Here is a 24,492-nt window from a genome sequence, read left to right as displayed (position 1 = left end):
GTTGGTCGGGTGACATACAGGGCTCCTCAGGTAGTGGATTCCGCCCATCGAAACACCGCCTACACCGCTCAACGAGTGTATAAACATCCATGATCTACCAACACGATTGGATGTATGCACACCAATGTTGAGCCTGGGCGCGCTGATCGACGACAGGACGCTGGAGCTGACGCTGCTGGTGTCCGGCCCGCCGGGCGCCCTCGACCGCGAGGTGCTGTGGCTGCACAACACCGAGTTGCCCGACCCCTCGCCCTACATCCGTGCCACGGAACTGGTTCTGACCAACGGCCTTTGGCACAGCACCGTGACGTCCACGGACTTCGTCGCCGCCCTGCAACGAGCCCGGGCAGCCGGGCTGATCTACGGCCTGACAGAGCAGACACCAACGGCCCCAGCAGATCTCGTCGACGCCTGCGCGACCGCCGAGCTGCCGTTGGCGACGGTCTCCATCGCCGTGCCGTTCACCGCCATCACCCAGGCCGCCGCGCGGATGCAGACCGATGCCCGCCAGTCGGCCCTGTCCCGGCTGGTGCGTCGGGGCAACGCGCTGGCGAGTTCGATATCGAGAGGCGGCGGCGCACAAGGCATCCTCGACGTGCTACGCCGCGATCACGATCTGCCGCTACTGGTGGTCGACCGCATGGGCCGGCGTCTTGCGGGCACCGCTGTCGACGACGCCCAGATCCACGTGGCCGCCGACGCGCTGAACCGGCACCCACCGCCGCTGGAACTCGATGTGCCCGGAATCGGCACCGCCGCGGTCTATCTCGTCGAGGGCGCGATGGGTGATATCGACGCCGGACTGTTTTGTCTGCGGCCTCTGGCGGCGCTGCGGCCGGCCGAACGGGACGCTCTCGAGCAGGCGGCGCGGTACCTCAGCCTCGAAGTCACCCGCCAGCAGGCGCTGCAGGCCATCGAATCGCGCTTTTCCAGTGAATTGCTCGAGATGGTGTTGTCCGGCACGGCACGCGCGCGTGAGGTCGCGGAACGCTTGCGCGCGTTCGGCATCGACCCGTCGGGGCCACTGGCGGTCTACACCGTGGTGGTCGGCAACGATGAGCTGCGGCCGCCAGGCTCGACCGACGAGATCGAGGCGTTCTTCAGCCATCGCGGCATTGCGGCCGTGGTGGTACCCGGCAGCCAGGACACCGTCGTGGTGTTCGGCTGGCACCAGGAATCGGCAAGCCTGGTACCCCTGGCCGAACACTTGATCCAGGCCCTGACCGCGCGGTTCCCCACCGACCGCACCGTGGTGGGCATCGGAGATCTGGCGGCCGACGCCACCGGGCTGCGCGATCCGTTGATCCGGGCCAGAGAGGTCTGCCACGTGATGTGGCGCCGCTCAACCGAATCCCGTGTCGGCACGTACGCCGACGTGGGCACGCACCGCATGCTGCTGGGCCTGCACGACCGGTCGGTGCTGCGCCGTTTCGCCGACGACATCCTGGGCCCCCTGCGTGTACATGACGAACAGCACGGCACGGAGTTGGTCCGGACGCTGCGGACGTTTCTCGGCAACGACGGGCACTGGGCCAAGACGGCCGCAGCGCTCTACGTCCATGTCAACACACTGCGCAACCGCGTCGCCCGCATCAACGAACTGACGGGCCGTGACGTCACGCGCCTGGAGGACCGCGTCGACCTGTTTCTGGCGCTGGAGGCCGACGCGCTGAGCTGACGGGCTACGCCGGATAGACGGCAGGGTCGACGCACGGCGGTGTCACCGTGCGCGGTTCGATCGCCGGGTCGGCACACGCCGCGTCGGCGACATCGCGGCAGCGGGCGAATTGCACGTCACCACATTGCAGCGCGTACTCGATGAGTCCACGCAGTGCCAGGATCCGGCCCGGCCTACCCGAAAGGAACGGGTGCACACACAGATTGAACAGGCAGCGATAGTGCCGCATGCCGTCCAGCTCCGCGCGCCACATCTCGGCAACCTTCACCGGGGATTCGATCACCGAACCGATGTGGGGTTCGGGCAGGTAGGCGTACTGCTCCCAGTCGTCCAGCGACCAGTGGACCGGCAGCTCCACGATCGGCCCGGCATCGGTGGCGAGCCGGTAGGGCCGGTCGTCGCCCATGAGGGACGAGTCATAGCGCAGGCCGTGTCAGGCGATGAGCCCCGGCGTCTGCCAGCTGGCACCCCACATCGCGGCACGGTGGCCGGCGATGTCGATGCCCTGGGCGGCGAACACCGCCAGTGCCCGCTCGAAATCGGCGCGCTCCTCGGCGGCGGTCATGGCCACCGGCGAGCGGTGACTGTAGGAGTGGTGGGCGACCTCGTGCCCGCGATCGACAATGGAGGCAGCCAGCCCAGGCCGGTGTTCGGCAACCCAGCCCGGCACGAAAAAGGTTGCCGGTACCTTCAATTCATCGAGCAGATCCAGGATGCGCGGCACGCCGACATCAGGCCCGTAGGACTGGTGCGACATCGCCATCATGTGCGCGCCGTAGCGGCCCCCTTCGGCGAGGATCGGAGTCTCCGCGTCGACGTCGAAGGTCAATGTGACCACCGCATTCGCGCCGCGGTGCCACGGGGCCGTCACCGGCCGGCCCGCCAGGCACAGGCGTTGGCGATCGTCGCCATCGGCGCGAGCATGCCGTGATCGAACGGGTCCAGCGGCTCGCCGGCCGAGAGTCGCTGCGGGAGATCAGGGTTCGCCAACGCCCCGCGGCCGACCGACAACAGGTCGGCATGTCCGCCCTCGAGCACGTCGGCCGCCTGCCCGCCGTCGTGCATCCCGCCGTTGGCCACCACCGGCAACCCGGTCACCTCTCGCGCCAGCGCCGTGATCGTGCGCGCGTCGCCCAACCGCGCGGTCTCGATGAAATCGCGTCCCTCGCTGGCGATGTGGAGATAGTCGGCACCGGCATCGCGCAGCGCGGAGAAGATCACCTCGGCATCCGTTGCGCCACCCGGCCAGCGATACCCGAAGTCGTTGACCTTGGTCTGCGACAGCCGGACCCCGATCACGAATTCCGCCCCAGCCTGGGCTCTGACCGCGGCCAGAACCATCGCGGTCAGCCGAATCCGGTTCTGCACACCACCTCCGTAACTATCGGTTCGGCAGTTCGTGTAGGTGGTGAGGAACTGATCGAGTAGATATCCGTTGGCCGCGTGTATTTCGACGCCGTCGAAACCGGCGGCTCGGGCGCGTTGGGCCGCGGCGACGAAACCTGCGACCACTGCTTCGATGTCGTCGTGGTCCATCTCCCGCGGCGTGGGCCACGGTCCGGAGCCGCCGTACTCATCGAGCATCGCGCCGCGCGGGCGCACGGCCGAGGGTGCGATGGTGCCGGCATTGTGGGAGTTGCCCTGCGAGAGGGCACCGGCGTGCATGAGTTGCGCCACGATCGGAGTACCTGCGGCATGCACCGTGGCGGTCACCTGGCGCCAGCCCGTCACGTGCCGCTCGACGGCAAGGCCGGGCTGGTTGAGATAGCCCTGGCTGTGACTGGTGTCGGTATAGACGCCCTCGGTGATCACCAAACCGAATCCGCCACGGGCGAACTCGGCGTAGTACTCGGCCATCGCTTCGGTCGGGGTACCGTCCGGGTCGGCCGACACTCTGGTCATCGGCGCGACGGCGAATCGATTGGTCAGCCTCAGAGCGCCGAGCTGCACCGCGCGCAGCGCTGGATGGCGAGTCTGCGTGGGATTGGTGGTCATGCGTTGCTCTCCTGGGTCAGTTCGATGGCGAGCGGCGTGGGACGATGCCCGTTGATGCCGTTGAGATCCATGGGGCACGCCGACACCACCACCACGCAGTCCATCACCGCTTCGAACTCGATGGCGTCGCCCGGTCGGCTCACGGCGGGCAACCACGACAGCGCACCGCCGTCGGCGACCGGGATGTTCATGAAGACGTTCACCGGCTGGGGTACGTCATCGGTGCTCAACTCCAGCTGCCCCAGGGCATTTCGTAGATTTGCCGCGCAGGATGGATGATCTGTCACTCCGAGGGCACGATAGCGTTCGGTGTCACATGCGGCGATCAGCATGTCATGGATGCCCGGCGAGGTATCGCCCGCCAGCGCCAGGATGGGCCTGCGCCGGTTGGTGACGAAATGCTCCCCCACCCTCGGAAACAACCGGCCGGTCGTGGTGCGGGTATGTGACGCACTCAGATACTCGGTGAGATCCCCTGCTGCATAGGCGAAGAGGTCGCCAACCTGCCCGCCTTCGACATCGATCACCCGCACCCGATCCCCCTGCCGCAGGGTCACGGCCCGGCCGGAACCGGCCGGCACCGTGGTTCTGCTTGTCGTGTTCATCAAGTCCATAGCTCGCCATTCAAGCGTGGCAGGCGGCCCCGCCCAATGGTTGTTTCTCCATTGTCAGGACGGATCCGCTGGATGTTCCTCCATATCCCGACGCCTGCGGGCCTGCCTAGTGTTCACGGTCACCACCCCGGCCCCCAGTGCCGCGGCCTGAGCGAAGGAGACCTATGGATTGTCTGGATGTCACAGTCATCGATACCGCAGAACTGCCGGCGCGCAAGGTTTTCGGCCTGCTCAAGGCGGCGGTGGTGCCGCGGCCCATCGCCTGGACGTCGACCGTGAGCCCCGACGGCGTCGCCAACCTGGCCCCGTTCAGCTTCTTCACCGTGGTCTCGTCTCAACCGCCGCTGATCTTGCTCAGCCTCGAATATCTGGGCGCCGCGCGGCTCAAGGACAGTGCCGCCAACATCGAAGCCACCGGTGAGTTCGTGGTCAACATCGCGTCCGCAGCGATGGCGGCTGCCGTCGAACTCACCAGCGTGCAGGTCGATGCGTCGGTCGACGAATTCGAGCTGGCGAAGGTGACACCCGTGCCGTGCCGACATGTCCGTCCGCCGCGGCTCGCGCAATCACCGATCAGCTTGGAATGCCGCTTGCACACCACGATTCAGCCGGGCAGCGACCGGCTGGTGATCGGTGAGGTGCTGGCCTTCCACCTGGACCGTCGCGTGCTCGACGCCGGCGGCCGGGTGGACATCGCACGGCTGGATCCACTCGCCCGCACTGCAGCACATTTCGCCCGCCTGCAGCCACTCTTCCAGGAGGAGATGTGATGTCTCACATCATCGACGACGGACCTTTGACCTCGTTTCACAAGCGGCTCACGGTGTTCTCGGCAGGGGGACCGTTCCTCGACGGATTCGCGCTGACCATCATCGGCATCGCACTGGTCTCCATGAAGAGCCAGCTGGGCCTCGACTCGGTCAGCGTAGGACTGGTCGGAGCGGCGGCGCTGATCGGGATCTTTGTCGGCGGCTTGGTATTCGGCTATGTGACCGACCGCGTGGGTCGCAAGATCATGTACATCGCCGACCTGTCCATGTTGGTCATCGTGTCCATCGCCTCGGCATTCGTGACCGACGCGTGGCAGTTGGTGATACTGCGTTTTCTGCTCGGCGTGGCAATCGGCGCGGACTATCCGATCGCGAGTTCGCTTCTGGCCGAATTTATTCCGAGTCGTTACCGTGGCAGATTACTCGGTTCGCTGTTCGTGGTGTGGGCGGCGGGCGCAGCGGCTGCGGCAGCGGTGGGCTGGGCACTGTCGAACCTGGGCCCCGACTCCTGGCGATTCATGCTCGCCAGCCCAGCGGTGTTCGGCATCATCACCCTGCTGATGCGCGCGGGCACCCCGGAGTCGCCGAGGTGGCTGTTGAGCAAGGGCCGCGAAGCCGAGGCCCGCGAGGTGTGCCGGCAAGTCTGGGGCCCGCAGGCCGACACGTCGCTCATCCCGGCCGAGCCGCCCGCGACGTCCTATGCGGAACTGTTTCACGGCGTCTATCTGCGTAGGGTCATCTTCGTGGGGGTGTTCTTCACCGCGCACGTGATTCCCTTGTTCGCGGTGTACACGTTCGGACCGGACATCCTCGCGCAGATGGGCGTCGGCGAACACAACGTATACGTCGCCGAGCTGGTGATCAGCGCGCTGTTCCTGGTCGGTGGCGTGCCCGGGCTGCTCCTGGTCGACAAAATCGGGCGTAAACCGTTGCTGCTGTGGACCTTTGCCGTCATGAGCGCGGCGTTCGTCGTTATGGCCACCAATCCGCACGCGCCCGCGGTCATCCTGTTCGCGTTGCTCGCCCTGTACGCGGTCACTTCTGGCGCCTGCAATTTCATCGAGATCATCTACCCGAACGAGCTGTTCCCCACCGCAGTGCGGGCCAGCGCCACGGGTACCGTCGTCGCGATCAGCCGCGTCGGCTCGGCCATCAGCACATTCGTGTTGCCACTCGTCCTCACCGGCAGCGGCCTCGGTGGTGTCATGTGGCTGTTGGCCATCGTCAACGTGGTCGGCCTTGTGGTCACCGGGCTGCTCGGCGAGGAGACGCGTGGCCGCGCGCTGTCCGATACCTCAGCGGCGGGCTCATCCCGCGCGCCGGTCAGCGGCGTCGACGCCTGACCGCCGGCGTCGGCGCCGGCGTTCGATCAGGCCGCGCTGGTGACCCGGTACACGTCGTAGACACCCTCGACGTTGCGGACCACGCTCAGCAGATGACCCAGGTGCTTCGGGTCTCCCATCTCGAACGTGAACCGGCTGATGGCCACCCGGTCGTTGGAGGTGGTGACCGAGGCCGACAGGATGTTGACCTTCTCGTCGGCCAGCACCCGGGTGACATCGGAGAGCAGCCGGTGCCGGTCGAGCGCCTCCACCTGAATGGCCACGAGGAAGACCGATGACGGCGACGGCGCCCACTGCACATCGATGATGCGCTCCGACTGTTCTTGCAGCGACGCCGCATTGGTGCAGTCGGTGCGGTGCACGCTGACCCCGCCGCCCCGGGTGACGAAACCCATGATGGTGTCACCGGGGACCGGTGTGCAGCATTTGGCGAGTTTGGTCAGCGTGCCGGGGGCACCCGGGACAGCGACGCCCGTGTCGTCGGTGGTGCGCTGGCGCACCGGCATGGTGGCCGGCGTGGACCGCTCGGCGAGCTCGTCCTCGGCCGCGTCATCGCCGCCGAACTGCGCCAGCAGCCGCTGCACCACGTGGCGTGCCGAGACGTGCCCCTCACCGACCGCGGTGTAGAGCGCCGACACGTCGGTGTAGCGCAGCTCGCGGGCCAGCGCGCCCATGGTCTCGCCGGTCATCAAGCGCTGCAACGGAAGTCCACCACGCCGGACTTCGCGCGCAATGGCGTCCTTGCCGGATTCCAGAGCTTCCTCGCGGCGCTCCTTGGCGAACCACTGGCGGATCTTGGCTTTGGCGCGGGGCGACACCACGAAGCTCTGCCAGTCCCGCGAGGGCCCGGCGTTGGGCGCCTTCGAGGTGAAAACCTCGACCACTTCCCCGTTTTCGAGCTTGCGTTCCAGTGCCACGAGCCGGCCGTTGACCCGCGCGCCGATGCAGCGGTGCCCCACCTCGGTGTGCACGGCGTAGGCGAAGTCCACCGGCGTGGACCCGGTCGGCAGGGTGATCACGTCGCCCTTGGGGGTGAACACGAAGAGCTCTTGCGCCGCAAGGTCGTATCGCAGCGACTCCAGGAATTCGCCCGGGTCGGCGGCCTCCCGCTGCCAGTCGAGAAGCTGCCGCATCCAGGCCATGTCGTCGATCTCGGTCGAGGCGTGCGGATGCGGAACTCCGTTGCGGCCCTTGGCTTCCTTGTATCGCCAGTGCGCGGCGATGCCGTACTCGGCGGTGCGGTGCATGTCGCGGGTGCGGATCTGCACCTCCAGCGGCTTGCCCTCCGGCCCGACGACGGTGGTGTGCAGCGACTGGTAGACGCCATAGCGGGGCTGGGCGATGTAGTCCTTGAAGCGGCCCGCCATGGGCTGCCACAGGGAGTGCACCACGCCGACCGCGGCGTAACAGTCCCGGATCTCGTCGCAGAGGATCCGGACCCCGACCAGGTCGTGGATGTCGTCGAAGTCGCGCCCCTTGACGATCATCTTCTGGTAGATCGACCAGTAGTGCTTGGGCCTGCCCTCGACCACCGCGTTGATCTTCATGGCCGACAGCGCCACCCCGATCTCGGCCCGCACCTTGGCGAGGTAGGTGTCCCGCGACGGTGCCCGGTCGGCGACCAGGCGCACGATCTCCTCGTACTTCTTGGGGTGCAGGATCGCGAACGACAGGTCTTCCAGTTCCCACTTGACCGTCGCCATCCCCAGCCGATGAGCAAGGGGGGCAATGACTTCCAGCGTCTCACGGGCCTTGCGGGCCTGTTTCTCCGGCGGCAGGAAGCGCATGGTGCGCATGTTGTGCAGCCGGTCGGCGACCTTGATCACCAGCACCCGCGGATCGCGGGCCATCGCGATGATCATCTTGCGGATCGTCTCGCCTTCGGCCGCCGAGCCGAGCACCACCTTGTCCAGTTTGGTGACGCCGTCGACCAGGTGACCGACCTCGCTGCCGAATTCGGCGGTCAAAGCCTCCAGCGTGTAGCCGGTGTCCTCGACGGTGTCGTGCAGCAGCGCGGCCACCAGCGTCGTGGTGTCCATCCCGAGCTCGGCCAGGATGTTGGCCACCGCCAGCGGATGGGTGATGTACGGATCGCCGGACTTGCGCATCTGATCGGCGTGCCGCTTGTCGGCGACGTCGTAGGCGCGCTGCAGCAACTGCAGGTCGGCCTTCGGGTAGATCTCGCGGTGCACCGCCACCAACGGCTCGAGCACCGGGTTGACGGCACTGCGCTGCGCCGTCATCCGACGGGCCAACCGAGCGCGTACGCGGCGCGACGCGCTGGTCTTGGCGACGTCGGCCGGGGTGGGCGCGGGCAGCGTGGGAGGTGACTGCACGGCTTGAGCGGTACCGGGATCGTCGGCCATCGCCGTCACCTCCTGCTGTTCATCCCCGCCTGTTCATCCAGAGTTCGAGGATATCTCTCAGACCGTGTGCAGGCTGCTAACCGGTAGGGGTGCCACCGCGCCGCGACCACCCAATTCGGTCAGCTCCAGCACCACCGCGGCCCCGGTCACCCGGGCTCCGCTTGCCGTGAGGAGTTTGACCGCGGCGCCCAGAGTCCCGCCGGTGGCCAGCACATCGTCGATGATCACAACGTCGCGCCCGGCGATATCAATCCCCTCGGCCGGGATCTCCAGGGTCGCTGTGCCGTATTCCAGCTGGTAGGTCGCGCTGTGCACCGGCGGCGGCAGTTTTCCGCCCTTGCGCACGGCAAGCACACCGATACCCAGGCGGGTCGCGACGGCCGCACCCAGCAGGAACCCGCGCGCATCCAGGCCGGCCACCAGATCCGCCCCGGCGGCGCTGGCGGCAAGCGCGTCGGTGACCGCGCAGAGCCCGGCGGCGTCGGCGAGCAGCGGCGTCAGGTCCTTGAACTGGACACCGGGCTCCGGGAAATCGGCGACCTCACGGGTCATCGATGCCACCAGTCGGGAAATATCGGAGATCTGAGGCCGTTCGCGCTCGCCGGTCACTTCGACAACTTCCAACGGTCCATGTTCCAGCCGGCACCCCAGCGGGTCGGATTGCTGCTCACGGCGTACATCTTGGTCGATGTCAGCACCGTGCGCTGCTGCCGGTACAGCGGCAGCGTCGGCATGTCGCCCCACAGGATCGGTGCGCCCTCCCCGACCAGACGCGTCAGCTCCTTCGGATCGGTCGTCACGGCCAGCGCGTCGATGATCCCGTCGACGCGTTCGTTGTTGTATCCCGACAGGTTGTTGCCGTTGCCACCGTGCAGGGCGTAGGCGTCCATCGCCGAGGACCCCGACGAACCGCTGCCCGTCGCCCCGCCGGTGCTGGCCAGCAGTACGTCGAATTGGTTGTTGCGCAATGCCACCGGTCCGGCCGTTTCCGAGCCGGCGTCCTGCACCGTGATGCCGGCCGGAGCGCAGGCTTTGGCGATCGCGCCGACCGTGGCGGCCAGCCGGGCGTTGGGTGTCTGATAGCCGATACGGACGGTCAGCGGCTGATTGTGGATCTCGGCGCGGGCAGCGTCGGGGTTGGCGACGGTGAACTGTCCCGCGTCCGCGGCACCCTCGGCCGCACCGAACGCATCGTCGGCGGCCGGGCTCAGCCGTGAGTTGGCGATGGGCATGACGGCGTTGCGGGCGATCACGTCACGCGGCGTGCACAGCGCCAACGCCCGCCGCGCCGGGGTGGCCGCCAACGGGCCTCCCGGCGCGAAGATCAACTGCTCGACGCCCGCCGACGGGGTATCGGTGCTGACGTAGTCGTCGGGCAGGTTGAGCACCCCCGACGACCCGGTCGCGATATCGACGACGTCGAACGAGCCCTTGTTGACCCGCTCCTGGATGTCGGCGCCGCGCGGCCACACCGTGACCTTGTTGGTGATGGGCTTGGCTCCCCACCACTTGTCGTTGGCCACCAGCGTCACCACACCGTCCTGCGACACCGAGTCGAGCCGGTACGGCCCCGAGGACGGGAAGTGCTTGAGATCCGCGTCCGGCTTGAGGTCCCACGTGGTGTTCCAGGCTTGGGCGATGCGGTCGACGGTGGCGGTGTCACCGGTCTGCAGTGCGGTGGTCACGCCGCCCTCGACGAGCCCCAGTTCATCGGCGATGACGTGCGACGGCATCAGCGAGGTCGCGGTGAACAACTGGCCGTAGTCGACGAACGGGCGGTCCTGCGCGAACGCCACCCGCGCCTTCTTCTGCCCCGGCGCACAGTCCACGGTCGAGATGTCGCGGTAACCGGCCTGGCTGGCCGCGTCGAAGCCTGCAAACCGGCCCGACTGCGCAGCCCACGCCAGCACCAGATCGTCACAGGTGATCGGCTTGCCGTCCGAGTACACGGCCTTGTCGTCGATGACGTAGTCGAGCACCAGCGGGGCGCGGCCCACCACCGACACCGAACCGAAGTCGTGATCGGCGACGACCTGGCCGTCAGGCCCGTGGTAGGAGAAGCCGGTGAGCGTGCGCGCGAAGGCCTGCGGCCCCGCCGACGCCGCACCGGCGACGGTGTTGGTGTTGTAGGTCGGCAGGGTGCCGTCGACGGCATAGTCGATCGCGTCGGCCGAGCTCCCCCCGCAGGCCGACACCCCGACAGCGGCCAACAGTGTCACCACCGCCGCCCCTGCGAGTCGTGCTCCTCGCGTGCGTGGTGCCTGCCGCTGAGCCATCCGGACTACCGCCGGGTGTTCCGCTTGCCCGACGGGCGACCCGTTCTCGCCGTCGGTCGCGACGGCCGCGCTCCGGGCGCGGGTTTGGCGGGAGCCGCCGAGGTCGCCGCCGCCGACACGGTCTCTTCCGCATCGTCGGCGTCGTCCGCGGTGTCCTCGGCAGCGGCCTTTGTGCCCGACTTCTTGTCGGTCTTCGAGGCACCCGGGTTGCGGCGGTTGAGCACCTTCTTGGTATGCCGCTGCACCAGCTCGGTGCGCTCACGCAGCGACACCAGCAGCGGCGTGGCGAAGAAGATCGACGAGTAGGTGCCGACGATCACGCCGACCAGCTGCACCAAGGCCAGGTCCATCAGGGTGCCGACGCCGAGCAGCCATACCGCCACCACGATCAGCGCCACGATCGGCAGCACCGAGATCAAGCTCGTGTTGATCGAGCGCATGAACGTCTGGTTGACCGCGAGGTTGGCCTGCTCGGCGAACGTGCGCCGCGTGGTGTGTTCGAAGCCGTGGGTGTTCTCCTCGACCTTGTCGAACACGATCACGGTGTCGTAGAGCGAGAAGCCCATGATCGTGAGCAGACCGATGACGGTCGCCGGGGTCACCTCGAACCCCACCACCGAGTACACGCCCGCGGTGACCAACAGGTCGAAGACCAGCGACGCCAGTGCCGACAGCGCCATGTACTTCTCGTAGCGCCAGGTGATGTAGATGGTCGCCAGCACCAGGAACACGATCAGCGCGATGATCGCCTTCTGGGTGATCTGGCCGCCCCAGGTCTCCGACACCGCCGAGTCGCTGATGACCTGCTTGCTGGGCTTACCGTCGCTGCCCTTCGGGTGGAAGGCGTCGAACAGCGCGGTGCGCAGCTTCTCGGTGTCCTGGTTGGACAGCGTCTCGGACCGGATCTGCACCGTGGCCGAAGACCCGCTACCCACGAGAACCACCGATTCGGGGTTGCGGCCCAGGGTCTTGTTGAAGACGTTCTCCACCTGCTGGGTGCTGATGGTGCCGGATTCGCCGGCCGACGGCATCGAGACCTTGGTTCCGCCCTCGAAGTCGATACCGAAGGTGAATCCGCGCAGCACGATGCTGACGATCGCGATGGCGACGATCACGCCACTGATCACGTACCAGAACTTGCGCCGGCCGACGACCTCGAAGGCGCCGGTACCCGTGTAGAGCCGGACGAAGAATCCGTGCTTGGGCAGCGCCGCCGAGGACGCCTCGATGCTGGGTGCTTCGACAGCCGTCGTGGTGTCGTCGTCGGTGTCGGTTGAGTGCTTGGCAGCCATGTCTCTATCCCCGTCCCGCTGTTGCGTGCGCGGCTTCTCGGCGTTCCCGGGCGATCTGCTGCACCGCACCGAGGCCGTTGAGCGCCGGTTTGGCCATGGTCGGCGACTTCGACGCCAGGTACACCAGTGGCCAGGTCACCAGGAACACCACCACGAGGTCCAGCAGCGTGGTCAACCCGAGGGTGAACGCGAATCCCTTCACCTGCCCGATGGCCAGCACATAGAGCACCAGCGCGGCCAGGAAGGTCACCGCGTTGCCGGACACGATCGTCTTTCTGGCCCTCGCCCAACCGCGGGGAACCGCCGACCGGAACGAACGGCCTTCTCGGATCTCGTCTTTGATGCGTTCGAAGAACACCACGAACGAGTCGGCGGTGGTCCCGATACCGATGATCAAACCGGCGATGCCGGCCAGGTCGAGCGTGTATCCGATGTATCTGCCGAGCAAGACCAGGATCGCGAAAACCATTGCGCCCGAAGCCACCAGCGATAGCGCCACCAGCAGACCCAGCACTCGGTAGTACAGCAGCGAGTACAACAGCACGGCCGCCAGACCGATCGCACCGGCGATCAGACCGGCTCGCAGTGAGGACAGACCCAGTGTCGCCGAAACGGTTTCGGCCTCAGACGATTCGAACGACAGCGGAAGCGAGCCGTACTTCAGCACGTTGGCCAGCTCGCGCGCGGAATCAGCGGTGAACTTGCCGGTGATCTGCGTGCGGCCGCCCGGGATGGCCTCCCGGATCTCCGGGGCGCTGACCACGCGGGAGTCGAGAGTGAAGGCGGTCTGGGTGCCGACGTTGGCAGCGGTGAAATCGGCCCACGTCTTGGCGCCACCGCTCTTGAACTCCACGTCGACGACGTACTGGCCCTGCTGCTGATCCAGGCCCGAGGTGGCGTTCTGGATCTCCTCGCCGCTCATGATCGACTTGTTGAGCAGGTAGACCGTGGAGCCGTCGGTCGAGCAGGTGACCAGCGGCAAGTTCGGATCGTCGTTGCCCGCGAGCACGTCGTCCTCACCGCAGCGGGTGGCCTGGAACTGCAACGCCAGGATCTGCACCGACTGATTGGTGCTCTGCCGCAACTGCTTCTCGTCGGCGATGCGCTGCGCAAGGTCGGCCTTCGCATCGCCGGGTGCCGGCGCGGGCGCCGGGCCCGGAGGTGCCGGAGCCGGGGGTGCGGGTGCCGGAGCAGGTGCGGGTTCGCCGGGCGTGGGCGCCGGGTCCCGCGGGTATGGCCGCGGCTGCGGTGCCGGCTGTTCGCCTGCACCCGGCGCGGCGGGAGCCTCCGCGGGCGGCGCGGTACCGGGCTGCCCGCCAGGCGCCTCACCTTGCGGCGCCTCACCGGGAAGCGCTCCCGGCGCCCCGGGAGCCGGTGCGGTACCGGGCGCCCCGGGTGCCGGCGGTGCACCTGGCGCCCCGGCCGGAGGTTGGGCCTGCTTGGGCTGCGCAGGCATCGCATGGATGACCGGCCGGATGTAGAGCCGGGCGGTCTGGCCCAGGTTGCGCGCCTCGTTGCCGTCGTTGCCGGGCACCGTGATCACCAGGTTGTTGCCATCGATGACCACCTCGGACCCGGACACGCCGAGACCGTTGACGCGTGCGCCGATGATCTGCTGAGCCTGGGTCAGCGCCTCACGGGTGGGGGCCGAGCCGTCCGGTGTGCGGGCAGTCAGGGTGACCCGGGTCCCGCCCTGCAGGTCGATGCCGAGTTTGGTCTTGGCCTGCTTGTCACCGGTGAGGAACACCAGCAGGTACACGCCGATGAGCAGAACCAGGAAGAGCGTCAGGTAGCGGGCAGGGTGCACCGGCGCCGAAGACGATGCCACGTTTCTAGGGTCTCCTTGAGATCAGTCCGTCAGCACCGCAAAGGGTACGTGCTGGTCCTGGGTGGTCGGCTGTCAGTCTTTCTTGAATCCGTCGTTGTCGGCGACGGCGGTGCTCTCGGTCAGCTCGGTGGCCGTCGACGACGCCTCGGGCTTCGCGACGTCGTCCTCGGCGTCGTCTGCGTCGTTCTCGATGCGGTCACGCACGGCGAGCTTCATCCACGTCGTGATGACGCCGGGGGCGATCTCCAGGTGGATGTTGTCGTCGGTGATTCCGGTGATCGTGCCCTGCAGGCCCGACGTGGTGTGGATCCGGTCGCCGATCTGCAGGGAGTTGTGCAGGTCGATGGTCTTCTGCATCGCCTTCTTCTGACGGCGCGACGCAAAGAACATGAACGCGCCCATGATGATGAGCAGGGGAAGGAAGATGGCTACATCCATGACAGCACTGTCTTTCGTATCGAATCGTGTGATCTTCGGCTCCGGACCGGCAGGTCACGGCACCTCATAGGGGACCAGTCTGCCATTGCGGCCATCCGCTGACGCGGCCCCCGTCGCCCGAACCGCGGTTAGTGGGGCTAAGTTCCGGCGCGCACGGGTGTGGTCGCCGCCCCGCATGCACTGGCCAAAACCGACTGTCGGGCACACCCGGGCGACTAGGCTCGGACTCGCTCTAATCCGTCCGCGCCGCCAACGTCGTTCGCAGGAGTCAGTGTTGAGCCAACTCGAGCAGAGCCGTCATCTCGCCACCACCATCCCGGGCCCGAAGTCGCAGGCCCTGATCGACCGGAAAGCCGCAGCGGTGAGCCGTGGGGTGGGCACCACGATGCCCGTCTATGCCACGCGTGCCGGCGGCGGCATCGTCGAAGACGTCGACGGCAATCGGCTCATCGACCTGGGCTCCGGCATCGCGGTCACCACCATCGGCAACGCGTCACCGCTGGTGGTGGAGGCCGTGGCCACCCAAGCCGCCCAGTTCACCCACACGTGTTTCATGGTGACCCCGTACGAGGGCTACGTCGCGGTGTGCGAACACCTCAACCGGTTGACGCCGGTCGCGGGCGACAAGCGCTCCGCGCTGTTCAACTCCGGCTCGGAAGCCGTCGAGAACGCCGTGAAGATCGCACGGTCCTACACCCACAAACAAGCCGTCGTGGCGTTCGATCACGCCTATCACGGGCGCACCAATCTCACGATGGCGCTGACTGCCAAGGTCATGCCCTACAAGCACGGCTTCGGACCATTCGCCCCCGAGATCTACCGCGCGCCACTGTCGTATCCGTTCCGCGACGCGGAGTTCGGCAAGGAGATGGCCACCGACGGCGAGCTCGCCGCCAAACGGGCGATCGATGTGATCGACAAGCAGATCGGTGCCAACAATCTGGCGGCGGTGCTCATCGAACCGATCCAGGGCGAGGGCGGATTCATCGTTCCCGCCGACGGGTTCCTGCCCGCGCTTCTCGCCTGGTGCCGGGCCAACGATGTCGTCTTCATCGCCGACGAGGTGCAGACGGGCTTCGCGCGCACCGGTGCGATGTTCGCGTGCGAACACGAAGGCATCGATCCCGACCTGATCGTCACGGCGAAAGGCATCGCCGACGGTATGCCGTTGTCCGCCGTGACGGGGCGCGCCGAGATCATGGATGCGCCACATGTGTCGGGACTGGGCGGAACCTACGGCGGCAACCCGGTGGCCTGCGCGGCCGCGCTGGCCACCATCGAGACGATCGAGGCGCAGGGCATGGTGGCCCGGGCTCGGCAGATCGAAGCGCTCATGAAAGACCGGCTGGGCCGGTGGCAGGCCGAGGACGACCGCATCGGCGATGTCCGGGGCCGCGGCGCCATGATCGCCATGGAACTGGTCAAGGCCGGCACCACCGAACCCGATGCCGACCTGACCAAGGCGCTGTGCGCGGGGGCGCACGCTGCCGGGGTGATCGTCCTGTCCTGCGGCACCTACGGCAACGTGCTGCGTTTCCTGCCTCCGCTCACGATCAGCGACGAACTACTCGTCGAAGCTCTCGACGTGCTCGAGCTGATCCTGCGCGACCTCTAGTGCGCGTGGGTGTGGCGCCTGCCGAACATGCCGCCCCACCCCCGGTGCTCACGGGCTTCCCGGTGCTCCCGCGCGACGGACGTGTCGGTCGCGGGCACCTCGGCAGCCGGTGCCGCCGTGGCGACGGGCTCGGCCATGACGGGCCGCCGCGCGTACGCCACATCGCGGACGCTGCGTAGCGACAGCCGGCCGAGTGCGACGGCGCCCAGGAACACGATCACCGCGCCCAGGCCGGAGAAGTAGGCCAGCTCCAGCACGACACGCTTGGCGTCGGTGACCGCCACCGGCGCTCCGGCGTCTCCGATCGCCAGGACACCGGTCAGCGACCGGCCGACGACGAACCACGCCCCTGCTATGACGGCAAGCCAACCGCCGAGCATGGCCGTCGCGCGGTTACCCGACGTCAGCAGCAGCAGCCCGCCGAGGGCTGTCACGGCGCCCGGCAACACTTCGAGCCAGCCTCTGGCCGTCGTCCACATCCAGCCCTGATCGGGCGTGAATGCGAAGTCGATGTACGGGCCGACGAACGGGATCAGCGCTCCCCAGGCCCCCAGTAGGACCAGCAGTAGACCACTGGCCGCGCCTCGACTACGCGGCATGCGCATCCGGCCTCCGCGGGTATCGAATTCGGTCATGATGCCTCCTTTGACGAAGCAGTGGGTACCCATCGATCACCGGGCTGTAACGCCGTTTGGGCGACGCTGCTCTCATGCGGGGCTTGCGGTGCGGTGCACCAGCACCGGCCGATGCCATTCCGGCAAATAACGTGACGCCGCTCACAACGGTCCGGAGTTTGCGCGGTTCACCGGCCGATTCCGCACACTCACAGCATATTGACAGGCCCTGAGCTGGCCGTCCGGAAATAAGTTTAGTTCCACTAACGTAGTAGTTGGTCGAGCGCAACGGCGCGCCAATTTTGATACGTAGCTATTTGGTAAAGAGGGATGCTGATGACGACTGATACCCGTGAGGAGCGGCTCGAGCGCCGCATCGCTGACTTGGTCAGCACTGATCCGCAGTTCGCCGCCGCAGCGCCGAGCGAGAGCGTGAGCGCAGCCGCCGACGCCGAAGGCCTGCAACTGCCGCAGATCGTCCAGACCGTCTTGCAGGGCTACGCCGACCGACCCGCCATCGGCGAGCGTGCCGTCGAATTCGTCACCGACCCGCAGACCGGCCGGACCAGCGCACAGCTTCTCCCCCGCTTCGACACCATCACCTACGGCCAGGTGTGGGACCGGGTACGCGCATTGGCCAGCGCACTGCACGAGGCCGGTGTGGCCGCCGGTGACCGGGTCGCCATTCTCGGCTTCGCCAGCGCCGACTACACCGTCGTCGACACCGCACTGGGCCAGCTCGGCGCCGTCTCGGTGCCACTTCAGACCAGCTCGTCCGCATCGGCCCTCGCGCCGATCGTGGTGGAGACCGAACCCCGTGTGATGGCGGCGAGCGTCGATTACCTCGATGACGCCGTCGAACTCGCCCTCACCGCCTACGCCCCGTCCAAGCTCGTGGTCTTCGACCACCACGCCGAGGTCGACGACCACCGTGACGCCGTCGCCGCGGCGACCGCCAAACTCGCCGAAGCCGGCAGCCCCATCGCCGTCGAGACGCTGACCGACCTCATCGCCCACGGCACGAACCTGCCGCAGGCTCCGGCTCCCGAAACCTCCGACGAAGACCCGCTGGCCCTGCTCATCTACACCTCGGGCAGCACCGGCGCGCCCAAGGGCGCGATGTATCTGCAGAGTGCGGTCGCCAAGTTCTGGCGCCGCAACTCCAAGGCCTGGTTCAGCCCGACCGCCGCGTCGATCAACCTGTGCTTCATGCCGATGAGCCACGTGATGGGCCGCGGCATCCTGTACGCGTCACTGGCCTCCGGCGGCACCGCCTACTTCGCCGCCCGCAGCGACCTGTCGACACTGCTGGAAGACCTGGCGCTGGTCCGCCCCACCGAGCTGAACTTCGTGCCTCGCGTCTGGGAGATGATCTTCAGCGAATTCCAGAGCCGGGTGGATCACCGGCTCGACGGTGCCGCCGACCGGGCTGCCGTCGAGGCCGAGGTGATGGCCGATATGCGTGAGAATCTGCTTGGCGGACGCTACATTTCGGCCATGACGGGCTCGGCCCCGATCTCCGCCGAACTGAAATCCTGGCTGGGAGATTTCCTGCAGCTGCATCTGCTGGAGGGCTACGGGTCGACCGAGGCAGGCATGGTGCTCTTCGACGGCGTGGTGCAGCGCCAGGCCGTGATCGACTACAAGCTCGTGGACGTCCCCGACCTCGGCTACTTCAGCACCGATCAGCCGCATCCGCGTGGCGAGCTGCTGGTGAAGACCGAGAACCTGTTCCCGGGCTACTACAAGCGTCCCGAGGTCACCGCGAGCGTGTTCGACGAGGACGGCTTCTACCGGACCGGGGACATCGTCGCCGAGGTCGGACCTGATCAGCTGACCTACGTCGACCGGCGCAACAACGTGCTCAAGCTCGCGCAGGGCGAATTCGTCACGCTCGCCAAGCTCGAGGCGGTGTTCGGCAACAGCCCGCTGGTGCAGCAGATCTACATCTACGGCAACAGCGCCCGGCCGTACCTGCTGGCCGTGGTGGTGCCGACACCGGAGGCCCAGAAGCGGTACGAGCCCGCAGAACTGAAGTCCGCGATCGCCGAATCGCTGCAGGATGTGGCCAAGGCCGCCGATCTGCAGTCCTACGAGATCCCGCGCGATTTCCTGGTGGAGACAACGCCTTTCACGCTGGAGAACGGTCTGCTGACCGGTATCCGCAAGCTGGCGTGGCCGAAACTGAAGGCGCACTACGGTGATCGGCTCGAGCAGCTCTACACCGACCTGGCCGACAGCCAGGCCAACGAACTGCGCGAGTTGCGGCAGAACGGAGCTCAGGCTCCGGTGCTGGAGACGGTCAGCCGCGCGGCAGGAGCCCTCCTCGGCGCGTCGTCGGCCGATCTGCAACCCGATGCCCACTTCACCGACCTCGGTGGGGATTCCTTGTCGGCGTTGACCTTCGGCAATCTGCTGCGCGAGATCTTCGAGGTCGACGTTCCGGTGGGTGTGATCGTCAGCCCGGCCAACGATCTGGCGGCCATCGCCGCCTACATCGAGGCCGAGCGCTCCCCCGGCGCGAAGCGTCCGACGTTCGCATCGGTGCACGGTCGGCATGCCGCCGAGATCAGCGCGGCCGACCTGACGCTGGACAAGTTCATCGACGCCGAAACTCTCGCCGCCGCACCGTCTTTGCCCAAGGCGAACGCCGAAGTCCGTACGGTGTTGTTGACCGGCGCCACCGGCTTCCTGGGCCGCTACCTGGCTCTGGAGTGGCTGGAGCGCATGGACCTGGTCGACGGCAAGGTCATCGCGCTGGTGCGGGCCCGCTCCAATGAGGAAGCCCGCGCGCGGCTGGACGCCATCTTCGACACCGGCGACGCGAAACTGCTTGCCCACTATCAGGAATTGGCCGCCGATCACCTCGAAGTCATCGCCGGCGACAAGGGCGAGGCCAACCTCGGCCTCGACCAGCAGACCTGGCAGCGGCTGGCCGACGACGTCGACCTGATCGTCGACCCGGCCGCGCTGGTCAACCACGTGCTGCCCTACAGCGAGTTGTTCGGGCCCAACGCCCTGGGCACCGCCGAGCTGATCCGCATCGCCCTGACCACCAAGATCAAGCCGTACACCTATGTGTCGACGATCGGTGTCGGCGACCAGATCACGCCCGGCAAGTTCGTCGAAGACGCCGACGTCCGGGAGATGAGCGCGGTGCGCCGCATCGATGACTCGTACGCCAACGGCTACGGCAACAGCAAGTGGGCCGGCGAGGTCCTGCTGCGCGAGGCCAACGACCTGTGCGGTCTGCCGGTGGCCGTGTTCCGCTGCGACATGATCCTGGCCGATACGACATATTCGGGTCAGCTGAACCTGCCCGACATGTTCACCCGGATGATGTTCAGCCTGGTCGCCAGCGGCATCGCCCCGGGCTCGTTCTACGAGCTGGACGCCGAGGGCAAGCGGCAGCGGGCGCACTACGACGGTCTGCCGGTGGAATTCATCGCGGAGTCGATCTCGACGCTGGGTGCGCAAGCAGTCGAGAGCTTCGAGACCTACCACGTGATGAACCCATACGACGACGGTCTGGGTATGGATGAGTTCGTCGACTGGCTCATCGAGGCGGGCTACCAGATCGAGCGCATCGACGACTACGGCCAGTGGTTGCAGCGGTTCGAAAGCACCCTGCGAGCGCTGCCGGACAAGCAGCGTCAAGCCTCACTGCTGCCGCTGCTGCACAACTACCAGAAGCCGGAACGCCCGATGCTGGGCGCGCTCGCGCCGACCGATCGGTTCCGGGAAGCCGTGCAGGAAGCCAAGATCGGCCCCGACAAGGACATCCCGCATGTGACACCCGCGGTCATCGTCCAATACATCACCAACCTCAAGCAGCTCGGCCTGCTCTGAGCCCATCCGTACAACGCCCTCGCCCTGTCCCCGGGCGGGGGCGTTGTCGCGTCGGGAGGCGGTGACGCGGCGTGACGCATCTCGCAGCGCCGCGGGCTGGACTGTCGAAATATAATTAGTTTTACTAACGTAGTATTTGGTAGACGCGTCGAGCGTCTGTTACCACAAGATTTGATTTGCTCAGGGGACTTGATTATGTCGAACGAAACTCGTGAAGAGCGGCTCGAGAACCGACTCGCCGCCCTTTATGCCAATGATCCGCAGTTTGCCGCCGCACGTCCCGACGAGGCCGTCAGCACCGCCGTCGACCGCCCCGGCCTGCGCCTGCCCGCCCTCGTCAAAGAAGTGATGGCCGGCTACGCCGACCGTCCCGCCCTCGGCGCCCGCGCCACCGAACTTGTGACCGACGCCAACGGCCGCACCTCGGCCCAGCTGCTGCCGCGCTTCGAGACCATCACCTACCGCCAGCTCGGCGATCGCATCCAGGCCGTCACCAACGCCTGGCACAACCATCCCGTCAAACCCGGCGACCGCGTCGCGATCCTCGGCTTCACCAGCGTGGACTACACCACCATCGACGTCGCGCTCATCGAGCTCGGCGCGGTCTCGGTCCCGCTGCAGACCAGCGCTCCCGTCGCGCAGCTGCAACCGATCATCACCGAAACCGAACCCAAGGTCATCGCCTCCAGCGTCGACTTCATCGACGACGCCGTCGCCCTGGTCCAGGCCGGACCCGCCCCGGCGCGTCTGGTGGTGTTCGACTACCGCCCCGAGGTCGACGACCACCGGGAGGCGTTCGAGGCCGCCAAGGCCGCGCTGGCAGGCACCGGCGTCCAGGTCGAGGCGTTCGCCGACGTGCTCGACCGCGGCCGCAGCCTCGCCGACGCGCCGCTGTACGTCTCCGGGCACGCAAACCCGCTGACCCTGTTGATCTACACCTCGGGTAGCACCGGAACCCCCAAAGGGGCGATGTACCCGGAGAGCAAGGTCGCCACCATGTGGCGCATCGCGTCCAAGGCGAGCTGGGATGAGAACCAGAGCGTGCTGCCGGCGATCACGCTGAACTTCATGCCGATGAGCCACGTGATGGGCCGCGGCAGCCTGTACGCCACCATCAGCTCCGGCGGCACCGCCTACTTCGCCGCCCGCAGCGACCTGTCGACCTTCCTGGAGGACCTGGCCCTGGTCCGCCCGACGCAGCTCAGCTTTGTGCCGCGGATTTGGGACATGCTGTTCCAGGAGTATCAGAGCCGGTTGGATCAGCGCGCCGCCGATGTCTCTGCGCGTGCGAGTGTTGAAGAGCAGGTGCTCGCCGAAGTGCGCCAGGACCTGCTGGGTGGCCGGTTCGTCTCCGCGATGACGGGGTCCGCGCCGATCTCGCCCGAGATGAAGGCCTGGGTGGAGCGCCTGTTGGAGATGCACCTGCTGGAGGGTTACGGCTCGACCGAGGCAGGGTCGGTCTTCGTCGACGGGCACATCCAGCGCCCGCCAGTGATCGACTACAAACTGGCCGATGTGCCCGAGTTGGGTTACCTGAGCACCGACCGGCCGCATCCGCGCGGCGAGCTGCTGGTCAAATCCGAGCAGATGTTCCCCGGCTACTACAAGCGCCCGGAGATCACCGCCGAGATGTTCGATGCGGAGGGCTACTACCGCACCGGTGACATCGTCGCCGAGGTCGGCCCGGATCAGGTGGAGTACCTGGACCGGCGCAACAACGTCCTCAAGCTGTCGCAGGGCGAATTCGTCACGGTGTCCAAGCTCGAGGCCGTGTTCGGTGACAGCCCCCTGGTGAAGCAGATCTACCTGTACGGCAACAGCGCCCGCGCGTACCTGCTGGCCGTCGTGGTGCCCACCGATGCAAGCGTGTCCAAGCAGGCCATCAGCGATTCCCTGCAGGAGGCAGCGCGCGCCGCGAACCTCCAGTCGTATGAGGTTCCGCGTGATTTTCTGGTCGAGACAACGCCTTTCACACTCGAGAACGGTCTGCTGACCGGTATCCGCAAGCTGGCCCGGCCGAAGCTGAAGGCGCAGTACGGTGAACGGCTCGAACAGCTCTACACCGACCTCGCCGAAGGGCAGGCCAACGAGCTGCGTGAACTCCGTCGTCACGGTGCCCACGCTCCCGTCCTCGACACGGTCAGCCGCGCGGCCGGCGCCCTGCTCGGCGCGTCGACCTCAGACCTGCGGTCCGACGCTCATTTCACCGATCTCGGCGGGGATTCGCTCTCGGCATTGACCTTCTCGAACCTGCTGCACGAGATCTTCGAGGTCGACGTGCCGGTGGGCGTGATCGTCAGCCCGGCCAACGATCTGGCGGCCATCGCCGACTACATCGAGGCCGAGCGGCAGGGTTCGAAGCGGCCGACGTATGCGTCGGTGCACGGGCGTGACGCGACCGAGGTCCACGCGGCGGACCTGACGCTGGACAAGTTCATCGACGCCGCCACGCTCGCCGCCGCGCCGTCACTGCCCAAGGCTGCGACCGAGGTCCGCACCGTGTTGTTGACCGGCGCCACCGGCTTCCTGGGCCGCTACCTGGCCCTGGAGTGGCTGGAACGCATGGACCTGGTCGACGGCAAGGTCATCGCCCTGGTTCGCGCCAAGAGCGACGACGAAGCCCGGGCCCGGCTCGACGCCATCTTCGACACCGGCGACGCCAAACTGCTTGCGCACTACCAGAAATTGGCCGCCGATCACCTCGAAGTCATCGCCGGCGACAAGGGCGAGGCCAACCTCGGACTCGACCAGCAGACCTGGCAGCGCCTGGCCGACACCGTCGACCTGATCGTCGACCCGGCCGCCCTGGTCAACCACGTCCTGCCCTACAGCCAGCTGTTCGGCCCGAACGCCCTGGGCACCGCCGAGCTGATCCGCATCGCCCTGACCACCAAGATCAAGCCGTTCGTGTATGTCTCGACCATCGGTGTCGGTTGGGGCATCAAGCCCGGTGAGTTCGTCGAGAACGCCGACATCCGGCAGATCTCGGCGACGCGCCAGGTCGACGACTCCTACGCCAACGGCTACGGCAACAGCAAGTGGGCCGGCGAGGTCCTGCTGCGCGAGGCCAACGACCTGTGCGGCTTGCCCGTCTCGGTGTTCCGCTGCGACATGATCCTGGCCGACACCACCTATTCGGGTCAGCTGAACCTGCCCGACATGTTCACCCGGATGATGTTCAGCCTGGTGGCCACCGGCATCGCGCCCGGATCGTTCTACGAATTGGCAGCCGACGGCACCCGGCAACGGGCGCACTACGACGGCCTTCCGGTCGAGTTCATCGCCGAGGCGATCTCCACCCTCGGGGTACACGTCACCGACGGCTTCGAGACCTACCACGTGATGAACCCGCACGACGACGGCATCGGCATGGACGAATTCGTCGACTGGCTCATCGAGGCCGGTTACCCGCTGCACCGGATCGACGACTACGCGACCTGGCTGCAGCGGTTCGACACCGCGCTGCGCGCACTGCCCGACAAGCAGCGTCAGGCCTCACTGCTGCCGCTGCTGCACAACTACCAGACGCCCAGCCGGCCGATGCTCGGCGCAGGCGCACCGACCGATCACTTCCGGGAAGCCGTGCAGGAAGCCAAGATCGGCCCCGACAAGGACATCCCGCATGTGACACCCGCGGTCATCGTCCAATACATCACCAACCTGCAGCAGCTCGGCCTGCTGTAACACGCTTCCTCACAAGGGAAGGTCCCCTGAGCGGCCGCGGTCCCACCAGGACCGCGGCCGACCAGTCTCTGGCCAAGCAGACGCTGCGGTACCGGAAAACCCGCGTGTCGCGGACTTTCATGTCTGCTCG

General features: G+C 67.1%; 17 protein-coding genes. 6 read left to right on the top strand and 11 right to left on the bottom strand.

Annotated features, from left to right (window positions below; all coding sequences use genetic code 11):
* Positions 1-124 precede the first annotated feature (124 nt).
* A complete protein-coding gene (locus RMCB_RS30610) occupies positions 125-1,678 on the top strand; it encodes a PucR family transcriptional regulator (protein ID WP_062831750.1) in 1,554 nt (517 codons plus the stop codon).
* Positions 1,679-1,682: 4 nt separating this feature from the next.
* Here RMCB_RS30610 and RMCB_RS36710 read toward each other — a convergent pair whose 3' ends face one another.
* From RMCB_RS36710 to RMCB_RS30595, 4 genes are read right to left on the bottom strand one after another with little or no spacing between them, the layout of a single operon-like run.
* Positions 1,683-2,084: a polysaccharide deacetylase family protein gene (locus RMCB_RS36710; RefSeq protein WP_234792298.1), complete on the bottom strand. Its 402-nt coding sequence runs from the start codon at positions 2,082-2,084 to the stop codon at positions 1,683-1,685.
* 27 nt (positions 2,085-2,111) lie between these two features.
* Positions 2,112-2,549 (bottom strand): polysaccharide deacetylase family protein, encoded by a 438-nt coding sequence (locus tag RMCB_RS36705; RefSeq protein ID WP_234792297.1) that lies wholly within the window; start codon positions 2,547-2,549, stop codon positions 2,112-2,114.
* Positions 2,546-3,673 carry an NADH:flavin oxidoreductase gene (locus RMCB_RS30600; RefSeq protein ID WP_062831749.1) on the bottom strand — a complete coding sequence of 376 codons (1,128 nt, stop codon included), beginning with the start codon at positions 3,671-3,673 and terminating at the stop codon, positions 2,546-2,548. Before RMCB_RS30600 ends, RMCB_RS36705 begins: the two co-directional genes overlap by 4 nt.
* Entirely contained in the window at positions 3,670-4,254 is a 585-nt protein-coding gene (locus RMCB_RS30595; RefSeq protein WP_234792296.1) for a DUF1989 domain-containing protein, read from the bottom strand. Before RMCB_RS30595 ends, RMCB_RS30600 begins: the two co-directional genes overlap by 4 nt.
* 197 nt (positions 4,255-4,451) lie before the next feature.
* On the opposite strand from RMCB_RS30595, the gene RMCB_RS30590 reads away from it, so the two are divergent.
* Together RMCB_RS30590 and RMCB_RS30585 are read left to right on the top strand one after the other, a co-directional pair.
* Complete coding sequence (locus RMCB_RS30590) at positions 4,452-5,057, top strand: flavin reductase family protein (protein ID WP_062831747.1); 606 nt, start codon at positions 4,452-4,454, stop codon at positions 5,055-5,057.
* The gene (locus RMCB_RS30585) at positions 5,057-6,400 is read left to right on the top strand and encodes an MFS transporter (protein ID WP_062831746.1); all 1,344 of its coding nucleotides are present in this window, start codon (positions 5,057-5,059) and stop codon (positions 6,398-6,400) included. The genes RMCB_RS30590 and RMCB_RS30585 overlap by 1 nt, the downstream gene beginning before the upstream one ends.
* 26 nt (positions 6,401-6,426) lie before the next feature.
* Here the strand turns inward: RMCB_RS30585 and RMCB_RS30580 are convergent, their stop codons facing one another.
* From RMCB_RS30580 to yajC, 6 genes are all read right to left on the bottom strand, one after another.
* Positions 6,427-8,766: a RelA/SpoT family protein gene (locus tag RMCB_RS30580; protein ID WP_029372308.1), complete on the bottom strand. Its 2,340-nt coding sequence runs from the start codon at positions 8,764-8,766 to the stop codon at positions 6,427-6,429.
* A gap of 57 nt (positions 8,767-8,823) precedes the next feature.
* Positions 8,824-9,348 carry an adenine phosphoribosyltransferase gene (locus RMCB_RS30575; RefSeq protein WP_201028370.1) on the bottom strand — a complete coding sequence of 175 codons (525 nt, stop codon included), beginning with the start codon at positions 9,346-9,348 and terminating at the stop codon, positions 8,824-8,826.
* Positions 9,349-9,371: 23 nt separating this feature from the next.
* Positions 9,372-11,042, bottom strand: coding sequence for an ABC transporter substrate-binding protein (locus RMCB_RS30570; protein ID WP_062831745.1), 1,671 nt, complete (start codon positions 11,040-11,042; stop codon positions 9,372-9,374).
* A gap of 5 nt (positions 11,043-11,047) precedes the next feature.
* Positions 11,048-12,334, bottom strand: a complete 1,287-nt coding sequence (gene secF / locus RMCB_RS30565) for a protein translocase subunit SecF (protein WP_062831744.1) — start codon at positions 12,332-12,334, stop codon at positions 11,048-11,050.
* A 4-nt stretch (positions 12,335-12,338) separates the two neighbouring features.
* Positions 12,339-14,162, bottom strand: a complete 1,824-nt coding sequence (gene secD, locus RMCB_RS30560; RefSeq protein ID WP_062831743.1) for a protein translocase subunit SecD — start codon at positions 14,160-14,162, stop codon at positions 12,339-12,341.
* Positions 14,163-14,234: 72 nt separating this feature from the next.
* Positions 14,235-14,600 carry a preprotein translocase subunit YajC gene (gene yajC, locus RMCB_RS30555; protein WP_029372300.1) on the bottom strand — a complete coding sequence of 122 codons (366 nt, stop codon included), beginning with the start codon at positions 14,598-14,600 and terminating at the stop codon, positions 14,235-14,237.
* Between the two features lie 274 nt (positions 14,601-14,874).
* On the opposite strand from yajC, the gene gabT reads away from it, so the two are divergent.
* A complete protein-coding gene (gene gabT, locus RMCB_RS30550; protein WP_062831891.1) occupies positions 14,875-16,215 on the top strand; it encodes a 4-aminobutyrate--2-oxoglutarate transaminase in 1,341 nt (446 codons plus the stop codon).
* Here gabT and RMCB_RS30545 read toward each other — a convergent pair.
* Positions 16,212-16,850 (bottom strand): hypothetical protein, encoded by a 639-nt coding sequence (locus RMCB_RS30545; RefSeq protein WP_062831742.1) that lies wholly within the window; start codon positions 16,848-16,850, stop codon positions 16,212-16,214. The genes gabT and RMCB_RS30545 overlap by 4 nt on opposite strands.
* A gap of 315 nt (positions 16,851-17,165) precedes the next feature.
* On the opposite strand from RMCB_RS30545, the gene car (RMCB_RS30540) reads away from it, so the two are divergent.
* The gene (gene car / locus RMCB_RS30540; protein ID WP_062831890.1) at positions 17,166-20,678 is read left to right on the top strand and encodes a carboxylic acid reductase; all 3,513 of its coding nucleotides are present in this window, start codon (positions 17,166-17,168) and stop codon (positions 20,676-20,678) included.
* Between the two features lie 195 nt (positions 20,679-20,873).
* On the top strand, positions 20,874-24,362 hold the full coding sequence (car, locus tag RMCB_RS30535; protein ID WP_062831741.1) for a carboxylic acid reductase: 3,489 nt from the start codon (positions 20,874-20,876) through the stop codon (positions 24,360-24,362).
* Positions 24,363-24,492: the final 130 nt, after the last annotated feature.

Source organism: Mycolicibacterium brisbanense, assembly GCF_001570425.1.
Taxonomy (GTDB): Bacteria; Actinomycetota; Actinomycetes; order Mycobacteriales; family Mycobacteriaceae; genus Mycobacterium; species Mycobacterium brisbanense.
This window is presented reverse-complemented; position numbering and strand designations above follow the sequence as displayed.

Excerpts from the sequence above, each read along its gene's own strand:
- RMCB_RS30600 (WP_062831749.1), bottom strand. The coding sequence starts at position 3,673 with ATGACCACCAATCCCACGCAGACTCGCCATCCAGCGCTGCGCGCGGTG.
- car (WP_062831890.1), top strand. The coding sequence starts at position 17,166 with ATGACGACTGATACCCGTGAGGAGCGGCTCGAGCGCCGCATCGCTGAC.
- RMCB_RS30580 (WP_029372308.1), bottom strand. The coding sequence starts at position 8,766 with ATGGCCGACGATCCCGGTACCGCTCAAGCCGTGCAGTCACCTCCCACG.
- yajC (WP_029372300.1), bottom strand. The coding sequence starts at position 14,600 with ATGGATGTAGCCATCTTCCTTCCCCTGCTCATCATCATGGGCGCGTTC.
- RMCB_RS30585 (WP_062831746.1), top strand. The coding sequence starts at position 5,057 with ATGTCTCACATCATCGACGACGGACCTTTGACCTCGTTTCACAAGCGG.
- secF (WP_062831744.1), bottom strand. The coding sequence starts at position 12,334 with ATGGCTGCCAAGCACTCAACCGACACCGACGACGACACCACGACGGCT.
- car (WP_062831741.1), top strand. The coding sequence starts at position 20,874 with ATGTCGAACGAAACTCGTGAAGAGCGGCTCGAGAACCGACTCGCCGCC.
- RMCB_RS30590 (WP_062831747.1), top strand. The coding sequence starts at position 4,452 with ATGGATTGTCTGGATGTCACAGTCATCGATACCGCAGAACTGCCGGCG.
- RMCB_RS30545 (WP_062831742.1), bottom strand. The coding sequence starts at position 16,850 with ATGACCGAATTCGATACCCGCGGAGGCCGGATGCGCATGCCGCGTAGT.
- RMCB_RS36710 (WP_234792298.1), bottom strand. The coding sequence starts at position 2,084 with ATGGGCGACGACCGGCCCTACCGGCTCGCCACCGATGCCGGGCCGATC.
- RMCB_RS30610 (WP_062831750.1), top strand. The coding sequence starts at position 125 with ATGTTGAGCCTGGGCGCGCTGATCGACGACAGGACGCTGGAGCTGACG.
- RMCB_RS30570 (WP_062831745.1), bottom strand. The coding sequence starts at position 11,042 with ATGGCTCAGCGGCAGGCACCACGCACGCGAGGAGCACGACTCGCAGGG.